The sequence below is a fragment of the Streptomyces sp. NPDC004051 genome (assembly GCF_053604275.1).
The window spans coordinates 16,379-32,110 of the sequence record NZ_JBSGHG010000056.1 but is presented as its reverse complement, the minus strand read 5'-3'; the positions used below and the strand labels follow the sequence as shown (position 1 = coordinate 32,110).

The window sequence follows — 15,732 nt, the reverse complement described above, 5'->3', positions numbered from 1 at the left end:
GTCACCGGCGACGAGGACGACCCGCGGCCGTTCGACCGGCCGCACCGGCACCGCGGACTGCGCGGCGGCCAGCCACTCGCCCAGTTCGTCCCGGCACCCCACTCCTCCGTTTTCTCTCCCGAGGGCGCGGGTCACGCCCGGCGGATCGCCCCCATCGCGCGGGCGAACGTCACCGGGTCGTCCAGGAAGCCCTCGACGCCGGGGCGGAAGTCCCATGCGCCGGTCTCGTCGCGGGTGAACTCGGCGACGACGGCCGCCGTGGCCCCCGGGACGCCGCCGAAGTCGTCCTCGGCCAGGACGGTGTACCCCTGGCGGATGCGCAGACCGGGGTGAGCCACGCCGGAGAAGGTCCGCGGCGTCTGATGCTGCTGGATGACGACGCCGACCACCACGCGCGCGTACCGCGGGTCGAGCCGGTTCAGCTCCAGCGTCATGACCTCGTCGAAGCCGAAGCCCAAACCGTCCCTGCTGTCCCGGTTCAGCGTGATGGTGCCGTCGGGGGAGCGGCTGTCGAAGTGCACCACATAGGAGGGATCGCCGTGTGGATCGCTTGCCGGGTAGGGCGCGGCGACGAGATCGAGATCGGTGGACGGTTGTCCTGCGGGACTGGGGTCCCACCTCAGCGCGATCTCGACCTTGTCGATGCCCTTGTTGACGCCGTTCACCCATGTCCCCTTCCCTGCGCGACCATCCTGCCCTTTCAGCCCAACTGCCGGGCGACTCCGGCAGGTTGTCCATCCTGTCATGTTCGACCGGGTAAGTGCGGTGAAGTAGTCCGGACGAGGGTGACCAACGCCACGCTCCGCGGCCTTACGATGGCGCGGTGCTGGTCAAGTGGACTCGCTGCACCGTGGTGGACCGCCGGGGGTTCGAACGGGGACAGCGGAAGTGGGCGGGGCTTCTGGGGGAGCCGGGATTTCGCGGACAGGGCGGAGGATGGAGCCGTGCACGGCAGGATGTGGCGCACATCTTCTCCTTCTGGGAGAGCCGCGCCTTCTACGACTCGTTCATGGCGCGTTCCCATGACCGGCTCGCCTCGGCTCAGGCGGGCACCTTCAAGGACGCCCAGGTCCGGCTCTTCGACCACCGCTTCGACGTGAAGACGGGCTTCGAACCGCGTTTCACGGACGTGGACCTGCTGAGAGTGGCGCTGTGCCGGGTCCACGAGGAGCGGGCGGAGCACTTCGTGCTGATGCACGAGAAGGTCTGGAACCCGGCGATGGCGGGTTCGCCCGGCATGGTCCGAGGTCTGTTCGGTGAGGCCCCCGGCAACGAGTTCCTGGTGCTGTCGATGTGGTGGTCCGCGGCCGAGCACGGCAAGTACCGCACCGAGCGCGTGGAACGTCTCGCCCTGAGGGCGCAGACGGAGGCCGACATAGCGGCCCTGACGGGGGACGTCGTCGACATGGAGCCGGTCTGGACGGTCTGACGGCCACGCACACCGAGCGCGTCGCCCTTTATGCGATACGTGCGATACATGCAGTACATGTGACGTGTGCGGCACATGTGAGTCATGTGGCTTGTGTGCCCTGTGGGGTGCGGGTCGCGAGGCTGTCCGTGGCGCAGGAAATGTGTGACCTGTGCCGTACGGGTGCGGACGGGTGCTCGGCCGCTCGCCACCCGTTCTAGGGTTTCGGCATGGCACGACCACGGCGCATCGTCCTTGTCCGGCACGGTGAATCAACGGGCAATGTTGACGACTCCGTTTATGAACGCGAACCCGATCACGCGCTGGCCCTGACCGAGCGGGGCCGGCGGCAGGCGGAGGAGACGGGTGAGCGGTTGCGCGACCTGTTCGGCCACGAGCGCGTCAGCGTGTACGTCTCCCCCTACCGCCGTACGCACCAGACGCTGGACGCCTTCGGCCTCGACCCGGGGCTCATACGGGTGCGTGAGGAGCCGAGACTGCGCGAGCAGGACTGGGGGAACTGGCAGGACCAGAAGGACGTACGCCTGCAGAAGGAACGCCGGGACGCGTACGGCCACTTCTTCTTCCGCTTCGCCCAGGGAGAGTCCGGCGCCGACGTCTACGACCGGGTCGACGGCTTCCTGGAGAGCCTCTTCCGTAGTTTCGAGGCTCCCGACCATCCGCCGAACGTCCTCATAGTGACGCACGGTCTGGCCATGCGGCTGTTCTGCATGCGGTGGTTCCACTGGACGGTGGCGGAGTTCGAGTCCCTGTCGAACCCGGAGAACGCCGAGATGCGGATGCTCGTTCTGGGCGAGGACGGCAAGTACGCGCTCGACCGGCCTTTCGAACGCTGGCGGGAACCGGAACCGTATGGGATCACCCACCGGATAGAGTGGCAGGGCGATGACCGCTGACTTCTCCTTCGCCGGGCGCCTGGAGCGCGCCCTGGCAGGCCTGCGCGGACTGTCGGTGGGGGACGCGCTGGGCTCGCAGTTCTTCGTTCCGGGGAACTATCCGCTGCTCATGCGCCGTGAGCTGCCCCCGGGCCGCTGGCAGTGGACGGACGACACGGAGATGGCCTGCTCGGTCGTCGCCGTCCTGGCCGCTCACCAGCGGATCGACCAGGAGGCCCTCGTGCAGTCCTTCGCCGGGCGCCACGACTTCGACCGGGGCTACGGGCCCGCGGTCGGCCGGCTGCTGCGGCTGGTCCGTGAGGGCGGCGACTGGCGGGAGCTCGCCGCCGGGCTCTTCGACGGCCAGGGTTCCTGGGGCAACGGGGCGGCGATGCGCATCGCACCGCTGGGTGCCTGGTACGCGGACGATCCGGAGCAGGCCGTCCACCAGGCCGAGGTCTCGGCCTACCCCACCCACCAGCATCGTGAGGCCGTGGTCGGCGCGATGGCCGTCGCCGCGGCGGCCGCGCTCGCCGCCGCCCCCGGGAGGACGCCCACTCCGGAAGCCCTCCTCGACGGGGTCGTCGCACTGGTGCCCAAGAGGAGCGCGGTCGGTGCGGGACTGCGCCGGGCCCGGGACATGCTCGACTTCGGTGACGTGGCCACCGTGGCCGCCGTCCTCGGCTGCGGACGGCGTACGACGGCCCACGACACCGTTCCCTTCGCGCTCTGGTCGGCCGCGCGGTCCCTGGGCGACTACGAGCAGGCGTTCTGGACGACGGCCCAGGCGGGCGGAGACATGGACACGACGTGCGCCATCGTGGGCGGGGTGGTCGCGGCGGGGAAGGCCGGGGCGCCGCCCTCCGGGTGGGCCGAGCGGGTCGAGGCACTGCCGGGCTGGGTGCCCCGCGCCCGGTGATTCACGCATGCGGTTCCGTGCCGGCCGAGCGGCTCCCGGACCGGGGCGCCGTGGGCCGTGGCGTCGTTCGGGGAACCTGGGTGTCGCGGGCCGTTCCGGGCGGCGTACGCTAAGGGCGCCATGCCGTACCAACCACCGACTCACACCGTCGAGCGCTCTCTCCGCGCCACGACCGGGGCGAAGATCGTCGCAGGTGTCGACGAGGTGGGGCGCGGCGCCTGGGCCGGTCCCGTCACCGTCTGCGCGGCGATCACCGGACTGCGTCGGCCCCCCGAAGGCCTCACCGACTCCAAACTCCTCACCGTCAAGCGGCGCGCCGAACTCGACCGGACGCTGAGGAGTTGGGTGACCTCGTACGCCCTGGGACACGCGTCCCACGAGGAGATCGATCAGCTGGGGATGACGGCCGCGCTGCGGCTGGCGGCGGTACGCGCGCTCGAGGCGCTGCCGGTCCGGCCGGACGCGGTGATACTCGACGGCAAGCACGACTATCTCGGGGCGCCCTGGCGGGTCCGAACCGTGATCAAGGGCGACCAGTCGTGCGTGGCGGTCGCGGCGGCCTCGGTGATCGCCAAGGTGCACCGCGACAAAATGATGGCCGAACTGGGTGCCGACCATGCAGACTTCGGTTTTGCGGACAACGCCGGGTATCCGTCACCCGTGCACAGGGCCGCGCTGGAGGTCCGGGGACCCACTCCCTACCACCGGTTGTCGTGGGCGTATCTTGATGCGCTGCCCCAGTGGCGGCATCTCAAGAAGGTCCGCGGCTGGGCGGACGGAAGCGTTCCGGAGGTCGAGGGCCAGCTCGGCTTCGACTTCTGACGGTTTCGTTCGCACTCATGTACCACCCGGCGGCGCGAGCCGTACCAATGTTTGATAAAAATCAGCCCATGCCTCTCATTCCCGAGGAGCCTCAGATTCACGAGAGTGCCCAGGGTCCCCGCGCCACTCCGGCCAGCAGCCGTACCGCGCCGACCCCTCGCCCCGTACCCGGTCCCCGCCCCGTGGCTCCGCCGCGTCCCGGTCGTCCCGGCCCGGCCCGGCCGGCGCCCCCGGCGCAACGCACGCCGCGCGACGCCACCGCGGCAGCCGGACCCGTCCCCCCGAAGCCGGCTGCTTCGAAGCCGGCCGCCGCTGCCGCGAACGGCACCCGGATCCAGCTCATTCCGGCCTCGGTCCAGGGGGCGCTCGACGCCGCCGAGGAAGCCGTGGACCTGCTGCTGGACTCGGGCCGTGCCCCGGGCGACGTACTGGTGATCACCACCGGTGAGCCGCACCCGTGGGCCGCCCACGAGCTGTCCTTCGGCGAAGCGTCCTACTGGGCTCTGCACGACGCCGGTGACGACGTCTTCCACACGGACGTCGCCGGTGCGGAGCGCGCCGGGAAGCGGCCCGTCGTCGTGGTCGCCGTCAACGGCGGCTCCGAGTCGGTGACCGCGTCGGCCCTGTCCGTCGCCCACACCAGGGCCACCGCTCTGCTGATCGTCTGCGGTGACCCGAAGCGGATCAACTCGGTGATGAGCCCGAGCGTTTGAGCCGACGCCCTGGCGCCCGCCGGCACGGGCGCCAGGTCCCGGTTCCGGGGCCTCGTCGGCTCATCGGCTCTCAGCGTGCCGCCGCACGGCGCAGGACCTCGGACGCGACACCGCCGGTGCGCGGTATTCGCGGCGGCGCCTCGGCCGTGGCGAACGGCTCCGGCGCCGAATCGGCGGTGGGCCGGCGTCCACCGCGCCCCTCGCCGAGCACCTGCCAGCCGTCACGGGTCAGCGTGATGTACGCCCCGCAGCGCAGGCCGTGCAGCGTGCAGGCGTCCCGCAGCCCCCACATCCACGCGCCGTCCTCCTCCGTCCAACGCGCGTCGCCGTCACGGCAGTAGAGCAGCACGGCGGTACGCACCGGGGTGCGGCGCCGCAGATCGTGCGGGATGATCCGACGCAACTGGGACAGCAGCGCGTTGCGGAACATCCAACCGTCCGCCGGGGCGGGGCGGCGGACGAACGAAGCGCTCGCCCGCAGTCGCTCGTCCGGGTCGAGCACGGCGACGACCGCGGTCGTCGGCCCCGGACGATGCCGGGCGTGCAGACCGCTGACGACCTCACGAGGGTTGCGCAGCAGCGGAATTCCCGCGGCAGCCCACTCCGCGGGTTCGAGTACACGAGTGGCGGACATCGACGGTGATGCGGCCGAGGACGAAGCGAATCCGAAGGTCACGGTCCTCCCTTCGGCTACGCCCGGACTGCGGGCGGGGGCGGATTTCGGGGAGCGCGCACGCAACAGAGCCCAACCTGATCGGCGGAAGAACCGTGCGGGTGCGGACCTCGATTCTTCCCGTCGAACCTGGATGCGGCAACGAGCAATCACGCGGGGAGACCGGTATCTCATGATCAGAGGCTTATATCCCTGCCGGTGGGCCGGGTGCGGCCCCCGCGGAGCGTCAGCCCTGGACGGCCAGTACCAGAGGCAGCACCCCCCCGGCGCCGGCCCGCCGGAGCAGGCGTGCCGTGACCGCGAGGGTCCAGCCCGTCTCCGTGTGGTCGTCCACCAGAAACACCGGCCCCCGGGCCTCGGCGAGGGCCGCGGCGAGAGGGGCGGGGACGGCCAGCGCCCCGTCGAGGGCCTTCAGGCGCTGCGCGCTGTTGCTCCGGGAGGCCGGCCGGGCCTCGTCCGTGTACTGCACGGAACCCAGCAGGGGCAGGCGTCCGACCTCCGCGATGTGCGCTCCCAGCGAGTGGATCAGGGCGGGACGGGTCCGGGAGGGGAGGGTGACCACACCGACCGGCCGGGGCTGGGCGTCCGGCGCTCCCGAGGCCCAGCCGCCGGGCCCCTTGGCCCAGTCGGCCAGCACCTCCACCACGGCCTTCGCCACGTCGTCGGGCACGGGCCCGTCCGGGGCCTGGGGTGCGAACAGCGGGCGCAGCCGGTTGCCCCAGCCGATGTCCGACAGACGCCCCAACGCCCGGCCCTGAGCGCTCTGTTCCCCGGCCGGGATGCGCCCCTTGAGGTCCATGCCGATCGCCGGAAGCCCGGTGGGCCACATACGCCGCGGCTCCACCTCCACCCCCGCCCGGCCGAGATCCACGCGGGCCGCCTCGAGCGAGGTGGAGGAGGCCTCGGGGAGGTAGCGCGCGCCCGCGCAGTTGTCGCAGCGGCCGCAGGGTTTCGCGCCCGCGTCGTCCAACTGGCGCTGCAGGAACTCCATCCGGCAGTCCGCGGTCGTCGCGTACTCGCGCATCGCCTGCTGTTCGGCCGCCCGTTGGCGGGCCACCCACGCGTACCGCTCGGCGTCGTACGTCCAGGGCTGACCGGTCGCCGTCCAGCCTCCCTTGACCCGTCGCACCGCCCCGTCCACATCGAGGACCTTGAGCATGGTCTCCAGCCGGGAGCGGCGCAGTTCGACCAGGGGCTCGAGGGCGGGCAACGACATGGGCCGGTCCGCGCGGGCGAGGACGTCGAGTGTGCGGCGCACCAGTTCCTCCGGGGGGAAGGCGAGGGACGCGAAGTAGGTCCAGATCGCCTCGTCCTCCTTGCCCGGAAGGAGCAGGACTTCGGCGTGGCGCACCCCGCGGCCGGCGCGGCCGACCTGCTGGTAGTAGGAGATGGGAGAGGACGGTGAGCCGAGGTGGACCACGAATCCCAGGTCCGGCTTGTCGAAGCCCATACCGAGGGCGGAGGTGGCGACCAGGGCCTTCACCTTGTTGGCGAGCAGGTCCTCCTCCGCCTGCTGCCGTTCCGCGTTCTCCGTCTTGCCGGTGTACGAGGCGACGGTGTGACCGCGCTGCCGAAGGAAGGCGGTCACCTCCTCGGCGGCTGCCACGGTGAGGGTGTAGACGATCCCGGAGCCCGGCAGGTCGTCGAGGTGATCGGCGAGCCAGGCCATCCGGTGCGCGGCGTCCGGCAGGCGCAGCACACTCAGACTCAGGCTCTCCCGGTCCAGCGGACCGCGCAGCACCAGGGCGTCCGAGGTGCCTCCCGTGCCGAGCTGCTCCGCGACGTCGGCGGTCACCCGGGCGTTGGCGGTGGCGGTGGTGGCCAGGACGGGCACGCCGGGCGGGAGATCGGTGAGCATGGTGCGCAGCCTGCGGTAGTCGGGGCGGAAGTCGTGGCCCCAGTCGGAGATGCAGTGCGCCTCGTCCACCACGAGGAGCCCGGTCGCGGCGGAGAGCCTGGGCAGCACGTGATCACGGAAGTCGGGGTTGTTCAGCCGCTCCGGACTCACCAGCAGGACGTCGACCGTGCCCGCGGCGATCTCGGCCTGGATGGTGTCCCACTCCTCGCTGTTGGAGGAGTTGATGGTGCGGGCGTGGACGCCGGCCCTGGCCGCGGCCTCGACCTGGTTGCGCATCAGTGCCAGGAGGGGGGAGACGATCACCGTGGGGCCGCTGCCCCGGGCCCGCAGCAGGGAGGTGGCCACGAAGTAGACCGCGGACTTGCCCCAGCCCGTGCGCTGGACGACCAGGGCCCGGCGCTTGTCGGCGACCAGCGCCTCGATCGCTCGCCACTGGTCCTCGCGCAGCCGGGCCTCTCCCGAGGCGTCCCCGACGAGCCGGGCGAGGACGGCGTCCGCCGCCGTCCGGAGATCCGCGTTGTTCGTGTGCTCCATGAGTCACATACAACAGGACGGCAAGGACAGCCGGGCGGCGGTGTGGGGCGGCGCGAGGGTGGACCTAGTGTGGTAATCGGGTCGCAGCGGAAGTGAAAGTGCAGGTCAGGCCGGGTGCGTGACGTGTTCCCGGCGAAAGTTGTCCACAGGGCGAGCAGGGTTTCCCGATCCGCGAAATCTTCTTCTCATGACGAAACGCAGCGAAACGAACGGATCCCCCGAAAACGACGGCGTCGTCGGGCGGAAGCGGGACGAGCCCGCCGGCCTTCCGGGCCCCGAGGACGTCGCCCGTCCCGCCGAGCTCCCACCGCAGAGGACGCACGGCGGCGAGCACGCACACCCCCGGCGCACGAAGGACATCGCCTGCACCGCCTACGGCAACCACGGCGACGCCCAGCAGGTCACGCTGCGCACCCCCGCCGAACTCGCCGACGCGCTGCCCTACCTCCTCGGCTACCGGCCCGAGGACAGCATCGTCCTGGTCGCCCTGTACGACAAGGACGGACGGAGCCGGTTCGGCGGCCGCGCCAGGCTCGGCATCCCCGCGAACCGGGACGACTGGCCCGCGGCCGCCCGGCAACTGGCCCAGGGGCTGGTGACGGGCAGCGAGCGCCGCGGCGCCAAGCCCGAGCAGATGATTGTCTTCCTCTGCCAGGACCCGGGCGGCTCCGAACCCGGAGCGCAGGTCAAGGAGCGGTTGGGCCCGCTCGCCCACGCGCTGCGCGTCGAGTGCGGCGCCCTGGACGTTCCCGTGGTGGAGGCCCTGTGCCTGTCGGACGGCCGCTTCTGGTCGTACTGCTGTGACGACGGGGCGTGCTGTCCGCCGGAGGGGGTGCCGATGGGGCTGCCCGGCACCTCGGTGCTGGCCGCCGCCGCGACCTACGCCGGGCTTCAGGTCCGGGGCACGCTGCGGGAGCTGCGGGCGAGGTTCCTCCCGCGGGAGGACGCCGCCGCCCTCGGACAGGAGGCCGCCCTGGACGCCGCCAGCAAGGCGCTGATCCCCAGGATCCTCGATGCGGCGGGCCGGTGCCAGGTCGCCGAGAGGACGCTGGAACTGGCCGAGCAGGTCATGGGCCGGCTCGCCGAGGTCCCGCCCGTGCCCGGCGTGTTCCCGGCGGATCTGCGGGACGACGAACTGCTCCGGCACGACGAGGCGGCGACGCTGATCCTCGGTCTGCAGGACCGGACGACCCGGGACCGCGCGGCCGCGTGGATGGAGGGCGAGGAGGCAGGTCCCGCGCTCCGGCTGTGGCGGGCCCTGGCCCGCCGCTGTGTCGGTTCGTACGGCGAACACGCCGCGGCGCCCCTGACGCTCGCCGGCTGGGTCGCGTGGTCCACCGGCGACGAACTGGAGGCCAGGGAGGCGCTTGCCATGGCGCTCGGCGCCGATCCCGACTACCTCTTCGCCCGTCTTCTGCACCAGGCCTGCAACGAAGGCCTCGACCCGGAATCGATCCGCCGGTGCCTGCGGGCGGAACGCGAGAACCACGGGAAGACGGACCACGGCGACCGAGCCGCCGACCCGGCCACCGGGACCGGCGAGGGGGAGGGCGCCGGGGCGCCGGGCGTACGGGCGCCGGAGGGCGGGGAGGGGATCACGCCTTCCGCGGAGGCGGCCTCCGTACGGCGCGAGACGTCCCCGCGCCGTCGGCGGCGCACCCATGCCTCCGGTACAGGTGGTGGGTCCCCGAGCCGGCCGAGTTCCGACGGACACCGGCCGGGCGCGCGGATTCCGTATCCCCGTGATCCCCGTGATCCCCGTGATCTCCGTACCGCGATCGGTGGCACGCGGCCGAGTGGGGCGCGCCCCGGGCACGGGCGGCCGGACGCCACGCGTTCTCGGCGCAGGGCCTCGCCGGAGGCGCGGTCCCGTGGCAGGGGGAGCGCGGGGGCTGAGTGACCGGGCTCGGTGGCTGAGCGGAGGAGGGCGATGCCGGCGGCGGACGGTTCGCCCTCCGAGCCGACGAAAGGAGTGTTTATCGTCAGGGAGACGACTATGATCGCCGCATGTCCTACGACCCGTCAGCCTTTCCGCCCTTCGCCGTCACCGTGGACCTGGTCGTGCTGACCGTGCGCCGTCATGCCCTGTGCGCGCTGGCGGTCCGCAGGGGCGAACCGCCGTTCCAGGGGCGTTGGGCGCTGCCCGGCGGATTCGTGCGGGCCGACGAGGACCTGTCCCAGGCCGCGGCGCGCGAACTGGCGGAGGAGACCGGGCTGCGGGTGCACGACCCCGCTGCCCCCGCCCAGGCGGACGGCGCGCATCTGGAACAGCTCGCCACCTACGGCGACCCCAAGCGCGACCCCCGGATGCGTGTGGTCAGCGTCGCGCACCTCGCGCTCGCTCCCGACCTGCCCGCGCCCAGGGCGGGCGGCGACGCCAGCAACGCGCGGTGGGCCCAGGTCGACGAACTGCTGCAGCAGGCGGGGTACGGCAGGGGCGACGAGCCGGTGGTGCCCCTCGCCTTCGACCACGCCCAGATCCTGGCGGACGGGGTGGAGCGCGCCCGCTCCAAGATCGAGTACTCGTCGCTGGCCACGGCCTTCTGCCCGCCCGAGTTCACCGTCGGTGAGCTGCGCCGCGTCTACGAGGCCGTGTGGGGGGTGGCGTTGGACCCGCGCAACTTCCACCGCAAGGTGACGGGAACGCCGGGCTTTCTGGTTCCGACGGGCGGCACGACCACCCGGCAGGGCGGTCGCCCCGCTCAGCTCTTCCGGGCCGGCGGAGCCACCCTGCTCAACCCGCCGATGCTGCGCCCCGAGGTGTGACACGGGGGACGCACCCTGTGTCCCGCACGGCTGATTCCCCGTTCCGGGCAGGCCTGGCGATGCCCGAAAAACCCGATATGGCGCGCTATCTTGCTTCGGGTGATCCAGGCCTTCGGACTGACCAGCAACCCCCGCAAAGAGCTTCCGCCCGCCGTCGACGACGTCTCCTTCGAGGCGCGCGCAGGCCATGTCACCGCGCTGCTCGGAGCGCCGGGAGCGGGCAAGACGACAGTGCTCAGACTCATGCTCGAACTCCAACCGGGCCGTGGGATCACCTACTTCAGAGGCCGTCCCCTGCACCGCATCGGGCACCCGTCCCGCGAAGTCGGGGTGCTGCTGGGTGAAGTGCCGGGCCACCCCGCACGCACCGTCCGCGGACACCTGCGCATGCTGTGCGCCGCCGCGGGGGTCCCGGTCCGCCGCGCCGACGAAGTCCTCGAGGCCGTCGGGCTGGTGAGCCTGCGCGAGGAACGCCTCGGCACGCTCTCGCGCGGTATGGACCGGCACCTGGGGCTGGCCTGCGCGCTGTTGGCGGACCCGCACACCCTCGTGCTCGACGAGCCCGCCCGCGGACTCTCGGCCGGCGAGGGCCGCCGGCTCCACGGCATGCTCCGGGCCTACGCGGCCCGGGGCGGCACCGTCCTGAGTGCGACGGCCGACCCCAAGGAAGCGGCGCGCGTCGCGGACCGGGTGGTCACCCTGGAGCAGGGCCGGATCGTGGCGGACCAGCCGGCCGCGGACTTCTCACGCACCCGGCTCCGCCCCCGCGTCGTCGTCCGCACCCCGCACGCCGCCCGTCTGTCCTCGCTGCTCGCCAAGGAGGCCCGTGCCGACCGGCGTTCCGTGGAGGTGGCCCAGGAAGGCGGCAACCGCCTCTCCGTCTACGGCAGTACCTGCGCCGACATCGGTGAGACCGCGTTCCGGAACGGCGTCGTCGTGCACCGACTCGCGGACGAGATCGGTGACATGGGCCCCGGCGCGGGCACGCCGCGCACCGGACGGCCGCCGGCCCTCTCGGACGAGCCGCCTTCCACCGCCACACCGCCTCCTGCCGCCACGCTGCCCTCAGCCGCCACACCGCCTCCTGTCGCCACGCTGCCCCCGGCCGCCACACCGCCCCCAGCCACCGTGCCGTGCCCGACCGGGGAGTCGCCCCCCGCCGTCGGACCGCCCTCCGGCCCGCCGCCCTCCGCCGTCGAGGACCCGGCCGGGTCCCGCGCCGACGAGGGAGAGCGTCTCCCGCAGTCCTCGATCGGTCTGCCGCCTCCCATCGCGGTCCGTCCCGTCCCCAGCCCCCTCCGCCCGGTGCGCTACGAGATCCGTCGGGTCACCGGCGTCGGTACCGGGTTCCTCGTCGGCGCCGTCGTGCTCGCGGTGTCCATGCTCACCGCGGTACTGCTGGCCCGCACCGGGCACACCCCGCAGCCACGGTTGCTCGCGGCGTGGCCCGCGGAGTCGCCCCTGCCGCCCGCGGCCCTCGGGGCGGGGCTGCTCGGCGCGCTGGCCTCCGGCGAGGAGTTCCGCCACCCCGCTCTGGCGGCGGACCGGGGCAGCGTGCCCCGGCGCCTGGAGCTGCTGACCGCGAAACTCCTCGTCGCCTCGGTCACCGCGCTGGTGCTGGCCGTGCTGACGATCGGGTGCGACGCCGAAGTGCTCTATCTCGTGTACGGCCGGGAGCTCGTCGAAGTCCCCGGCGACTGGCTCCCGCTCGGGGTGAGTTGGCTCGGACTCGCGATCGGGTGTGCCTGGACCGGGGTGCTGGCGGCGGGGATCTTCCGGTCCACCACCGCCGGGCTCGCCGTGGTCGTGGCCGTGCCCCTCCTCGTCGCGCCCCTGGTGCGGGCGGCGGTCGGCGGGCCGGCGGTGCGGAGCGCGGCGGGGCTGCCGCTGCGGCTGCGTGAAATGCTCCCGCTCCAGTGGCCCCTCGGGGGTGAGCGGTATCTGTGGGGCGCGTTGCGGATGTTCGCCCAGCCCGTGGGCGGCGCCCTGGCGTTGTCGCTGGCGGTGCTGCTCTGCGCGTATCTGCTCACATCCTTGCGGAACAGGGCCCGTTGACGACCGACCGCGACGTGATCGGTCCGCCCCTGCCGACAACTCCCCGGAGGGAGCCCACTTCTTTCCGATAAGGCGTCAATTGCGACGGGGTGAGCGATCACCCTTTCGTGTGCTTTTCACCAAACTCCTCAAGGGAGTTGGGAGCCGCGCCGACAAAAGATGCGTGAGTACCCTTGCGCACACCATGATGACCACCGCCCGCTCCGCAGACTCCGGCCTCGCGAACCCGGGTGAAATCGACCGCTACCCCTATGCCGACACGCCCGTCGGCGGCCGCGCCGGGGCCCCTGTCTGGGACACCGATCCCGAACTGAACCGCACGGGCCGCCGTGCCGCGGGCAGCCGCGGGCGCGGACTGCACGGCCAACTCGTCCAGCAGTTGGGTCAGATGATCGTTTCGGGTGACCTGGGAGCCGACCGCCCCCTGGTTCCCGAGGAGATCGGCCAGCGTTTCGAGGTCTCCCGCACCGTCGTCCGTGAATCGCTCCGGGTCCTGGAGGCCAAGGGTCTGGTCAGCGCCCGCCCGAACGTCGGTACGCGGGTGCGTCCGGTCAGCGACTGGAATCTCCTCGATCCGGACATCATCGAGTGGCGGGCCTTCGGGCCCCAGCGGGACGACCAGCGTCGTGAGCTCTGCGAGCTGCGCTGGACGATCGAGCCGCTGGCCGCCCGTCTCGCCGCCGGGCACGGGCGTGAGGACGTTCAGCAGCGTCTGTCCGACATGGTGGAGATCATGGGCCACGCGATGGGACAGGGCGACGCGCTGACCTTCGCCCGGGCCGACGCCGAGTTCCACTCGATGCTCATCCAGGTCGCCGGCAACCGCATGCTGGAGCACCTCTCCGGGATCGTGTCCGCCGCGCTGCAGATCTCGGGCGGGCCGGTCACGGGCTGTGAACGGCCCAACGAGACGTCGCTCGCGCACCACGCCCAGATCGTCGACGCCCTCGCCGGCGGTGACGGCGAGGCGGCCGAGGCCGCCATGAGCCAGCTGCTGATGGGCCACCCCGTGGTGCCCGCCCCGCGCGAGCACTGAAACCCCCGCGCGCACCGAACGTTCCCGCACTTCTCCCGCGCGAACACCGACCACGTTCCGGAGGCGGCCGGGTCCGGCGTGCCACCCCCTCCTGTGGCGGCGTCCGACCGGTGGACCGTCTCCTGCCGGACCCCGCGGGATCACCTTTGATCCCGCGGGGTCCTACAGTGGTGAAGGGGCCGTGAGGTCCGGCACCGTGCCGCTCTCACCCCCGAGTGACCTTTTCCGTCCCGGTATGATCGATTCTGGGCGCTTACGAGGTGTGACTCGGGCCACGCGGATTGGACGTAACACTCCTGGAAAGAACGCGATGACCTAAGAGGTGGCAGTCGCGGAGGGAATACGGACGCCGTTCACGGCGCTGTGCACCTCCCCGGCCCCGCCCGCACCGTCGGCCCATCCCCAAGTCGGCGGTCGGCTCCTGTCCGTCGTGGACGGGGCCGAAAGCCGTTATTCAACGTTCCGAGAGGTTGTTCGTGTCGGCCAGCACATCCCGTACGCTCCCGCCGGAGATCGTCGAATCCGTCTCTGTCATGGCGCTCATCGAGCGGGGAAAGGCTGAGGGGCAGATCGCCGGCGATGACGTGCGTCGGGCCTTCGAAGCCGACCAGATTCCGGCCACTCAGTGGAAGAACGTACTGCGCAGCCTCAACCAGATCCTCGAGGAAGAGGGTGTGACGCTGATGGTCAGTGCCGCGGAGCCCAAGCGCACCCGAAAGAGCGTCGCAGCGAAGAGTCCCGCCAAGCGCACCGCCACCAAGACGGTCGCGACGAAGACGACGACCACCCGGAAGACCGGCGCCTCAGCCACACCTGCCGCCCCCGCCGCGGAAGCCGCCGAGGAGGAGGCGCCCGCCAAGAAGGCGGCCGCCAAGAAGACCACCGCGAAGAAGACGGCCGCCAAGAAGGCCACGGCGAAGAAGACGGCCGCCAAGAGGACCGCGGCCAAGAAGGACGACATCGAGGCGACGGACGAAGAGGCCGTCGAGGAGACCAAGGCGACGGAGGAGCCGGAGGGCACGGAGAGCGCCGGTTTCGTCCTGTCCGACGAGGACGAGGACGACGCGCCCGCCCAGCAGGTCGCCGCCGCCGGTGCCACCGCCGACCCGGTCAAGGACTACCTCAAGCAGATCGGCAAGGTGCCCCTGCTCAACGCCGAGCAGGAGGTCGAGCTCGCCAAGCGGATCGAAGCCGGTCTGTTCGCCGAGGACAAGCTGGCCAACTCCGACAAGCTGGCGCCGAAGCTCAAGCGCGAGCTGGAGATCATCGCCGAGGACGGGCGCCGTGCCAAGAACCACCTCCTGGAGGCCAACCTCCGTCTGGTGGTCTCCCTGGCCAAGCGCTACACCGGCCGCGGCATGCTCTTCCTGGACCTCATCCAGGAGGGCAACCTCGGACTGATCCGCGCGGTGGAGAAGTTCGACTACACCAAGGGCTACAAGTTCTCCACCTATGCCACCTGGTGGATCCGGCAGGCGATCACCCGCGCGATGGCCGACCAGGCCCGCACCATCCGTATCCCGGTGCACATGGTCGAGGTCATCAACAAGCTCGCGCGCGTGCAGCGCCAGATGCTCCAGGACCTGGGCCGTGAGCCCACCCCGGAGGAGCTGGCCAAGGAACTCGACATGACCCCGGAGAAGGTCATCGAGGTCCAGAAGTACGGTCGCGAGCCCATCTCCCTGCACACCCCGCTGGGCGAGGACGGCGACAGCGAGTTCGGCGACCTGATCGAGGACTCCGAGGCCGTCGTCCCGGCCGACGCGGTCAGCTTCACGCTTCTGCAGGAGCAGCTGCACTCCGTCCTGGACACCCTGTCCGAGCGCGAGGCGGGCGTCGTCTCCATGCGCTTCGGTCTCACCGACGGTCAGCCGAAGACCCTCGACGAGATCGGCAAGGTCTACGGCGTCACGCGCGAGCGCATCCGCCAGATCGAGTCCAAGACCATGTCGAAGCTGCGCCACCCGTCCCGTTCCCAGGTGCTGCGCGACTACCTCGACTAGGCCGTCCGGCGGCCGTGCGAGGCCGTCCGCCCAGGCGTCGAGCCACGCG

13 protein-coding genes and 1 pseudogene are annotated in these 15,732 nt (G+C 71.8%); 10 read left to right on the top strand and 4 right to left on the bottom strand.

The window, feature by feature from the left end; all coding sequences use genetic code 11:
• Both ACWEQO_RS32945 and ACWEQO_RS32940 read right to left on the bottom strand, forming a co-directional pair.
• Positions 1-216, bottom strand: a pseudogene (locus ACWEQO_RS32945) (hypothetical protein); the annotation flags it as partial.
• Positions 132-665 carry a TerD family protein gene (locus tag ACWEQO_RS32940; RefSeq protein ID WP_361462150.1) on the bottom strand — a complete coding sequence of 178 codons (534 nt, stop codon included), beginning with the start codon at positions 663-665 and terminating at the stop codon, positions 132-134. The gene ACWEQO_RS32940 and the pseudogene ACWEQO_RS32945, both read right to left, overlap by 85 nt.
• Before the next feature lie 158 nt (positions 666-823).
• Between ACWEQO_RS32940 and ACWEQO_RS32935 the strand changes: the two genes are divergently transcribed.
• From ACWEQO_RS32935 to ACWEQO_RS32915, 5 genes are all read left to right on the top strand, one after another.
• Positions 824-1,429 (top strand): YdbC family protein, encoded by a 606-nt coding sequence (locus tag ACWEQO_RS32935; RefSeq protein WP_361462151.1) that lies wholly within the window; start codon positions 824-826, stop codon positions 1,427-1,429.
• 209 nt (positions 1,430-1,638) lie between these two features.
• The gene (locus ACWEQO_RS32930; protein ID WP_361462154.1) at positions 1,639-2,325 is read left to right on the top strand and encodes a histidine phosphatase family protein; all 687 of its coding nucleotides are present in this window, start codon (positions 1,639-1,641) and stop codon (positions 2,323-2,325) included.
• Positions 2,315-3,223 (top strand): ADP-ribosylglycohydrolase family protein, encoded by a 909-nt coding sequence (locus tag ACWEQO_RS32925; protein ID WP_361462157.1) that lies wholly within the window; start codon positions 2,315-2,317, stop codon positions 3,221-3,223. Before ACWEQO_RS32930 ends, ACWEQO_RS32925 begins: the two co-directional genes overlap by 11 nt.
• Before the next feature lie 120 nt (positions 3,224-3,343).
• A complete protein-coding gene (locus ACWEQO_RS32920; protein WP_452986262.1) occupies positions 3,344-4,045 on the top strand; it encodes a ribonuclease HII in 702 nt (233 codons plus the stop codon).
• Positions 4,046-4,113: 68 nt separating this feature from the next.
• The gene (locus ACWEQO_RS32915) at positions 4,114-4,758 is read left to right on the top strand and encodes a hypothetical protein (RefSeq protein WP_361462163.1); all 645 of its coding nucleotides are present in this window, start codon (positions 4,114-4,116) and stop codon (positions 4,756-4,758) included.
• A gap of 70 nt (positions 4,759-4,828) precedes the next feature.
• On the opposite strand, the gene ACWEQO_RS32910 is transcribed toward ACWEQO_RS32915, so the two are convergent.
• Both ACWEQO_RS32910 and ACWEQO_RS32905 read right to left on the bottom strand, forming a co-directional pair.
• On the bottom strand, positions 4,829-5,434 hold the full coding sequence (locus ACWEQO_RS32910; protein WP_361462165.1) for a hypothetical protein: 606 nt from the start codon (positions 5,432-5,434) through the stop codon (positions 4,829-4,831).
• Between the two features lie 223 nt (positions 5,435-5,657).
• Positions 5,658-7,823: a RecQ family ATP-dependent DNA helicase gene (locus ACWEQO_RS32905; RefSeq protein WP_361462168.1), complete on the bottom strand. Its 2,166-nt coding sequence runs from the start codon at positions 7,821-7,823 to the stop codon at positions 5,658-5,660.
• A 187-nt stretch (positions 7,824-8,010) separates the two neighbouring features.
• Between ACWEQO_RS32905 and ACWEQO_RS32900 the strand changes: the two genes are divergently transcribed.
• The 5 genes from ACWEQO_RS32900 to ACWEQO_RS32880 all read left to right on the top strand — a co-directional run bounded on the left by ACWEQO_RS32900 (position 8,011) and on the right by ACWEQO_RS32880 (position 15,683).
• Positions 8,011-9,723 carry a DUF4192 domain-containing protein gene (locus ACWEQO_RS32900; RefSeq protein ID WP_452986261.1) on the top strand — a complete coding sequence of 571 codons (1,713 nt, stop codon included), beginning with the start codon at positions 8,011-8,013 and terminating at the stop codon, positions 9,721-9,723.
• A 107-nt stretch (positions 9,724-9,830) separates the two neighbouring features.
• Entirely contained in the window at positions 9,831-10,589 is a 759-nt protein-coding gene (locus tag ACWEQO_RS32895; protein WP_361462173.1) for an NUDIX hydrolase, read from the top strand.
• 99 nt (positions 10,590-10,688) lie between these two features.
• Positions 10,689-12,644 (top strand): ABC transporter ATP-binding protein, encoded by a 1,956-nt coding sequence (locus ACWEQO_RS32890; RefSeq protein WP_452986260.1) that lies wholly within the window; start codon positions 10,689-10,691, stop codon positions 12,642-12,644.
• Positions 12,645-12,807: 163 nt separating this feature from the next.
• A complete protein-coding gene (locus ACWEQO_RS32885; protein ID WP_361462179.1) occupies positions 12,808-13,680 on the top strand; it encodes a FadR/GntR family transcriptional regulator in 873 nt (290 codons plus the stop codon).
• Between the two features lie 476 nt (positions 13,681-14,156).
• Complete coding sequence (locus tag ACWEQO_RS32880; RefSeq protein ID WP_452986259.1) at positions 14,157-15,683, top strand: RNA polymerase sigma factor; 1,527 nt, start codon at positions 14,157-14,159, stop codon at positions 15,681-15,683.
• Positions 15,684-15,732: the final 49 nt, after the last annotated feature.

Bases quoted from the DNA above. Each gene is read 5' to 3' on its own strand.
- ACWEQO_RS32920 (WP_452986262.1), top strand. From the start codon at position 3,344: ATGCCGTACCAACCACCGACTCACACCGTCGAGCGCTCTCTCCGCGCC.
- ACWEQO_RS32930 (WP_361462154.1), top strand. From the start codon at position 1,639: ATGGCACGACCACGGCGCATCGTCCTTGTCCGGCACGGTGAATCAACG.
- ACWEQO_RS32915 (WP_361462163.1), top strand. From the start codon at position 4,114: ATGCCTCTCATTCCCGAGGAGCCTCAGATTCACGAGAGTGCCCAGGGT.
- ACWEQO_RS32900 (WP_452986261.1), top strand. From the start codon at position 8,011: ATGACGAAACGCAGCGAAACGAACGGATCCCCCGAAAACGACGGCGTC.
- ACWEQO_RS32905 (WP_361462168.1), bottom strand. From the start codon at position 7,823: ATGGAGCACACGAACAACGCGGATCTCCGGACGGCGGCGGACGCCGTC.
- ACWEQO_RS32895 (WP_361462173.1), top strand. From the start codon at position 9,831: ATGTCCTACGACCCGTCAGCCTTTCCGCCCTTCGCCGTCACCGTGGAC.
- ACWEQO_RS32925 (WP_361462157.1), top strand. From the start codon at position 2,315: ATGACCGCTGACTTCTCCTTCGCCGGGCGCCTGGAGCGCGCCCTGGCA.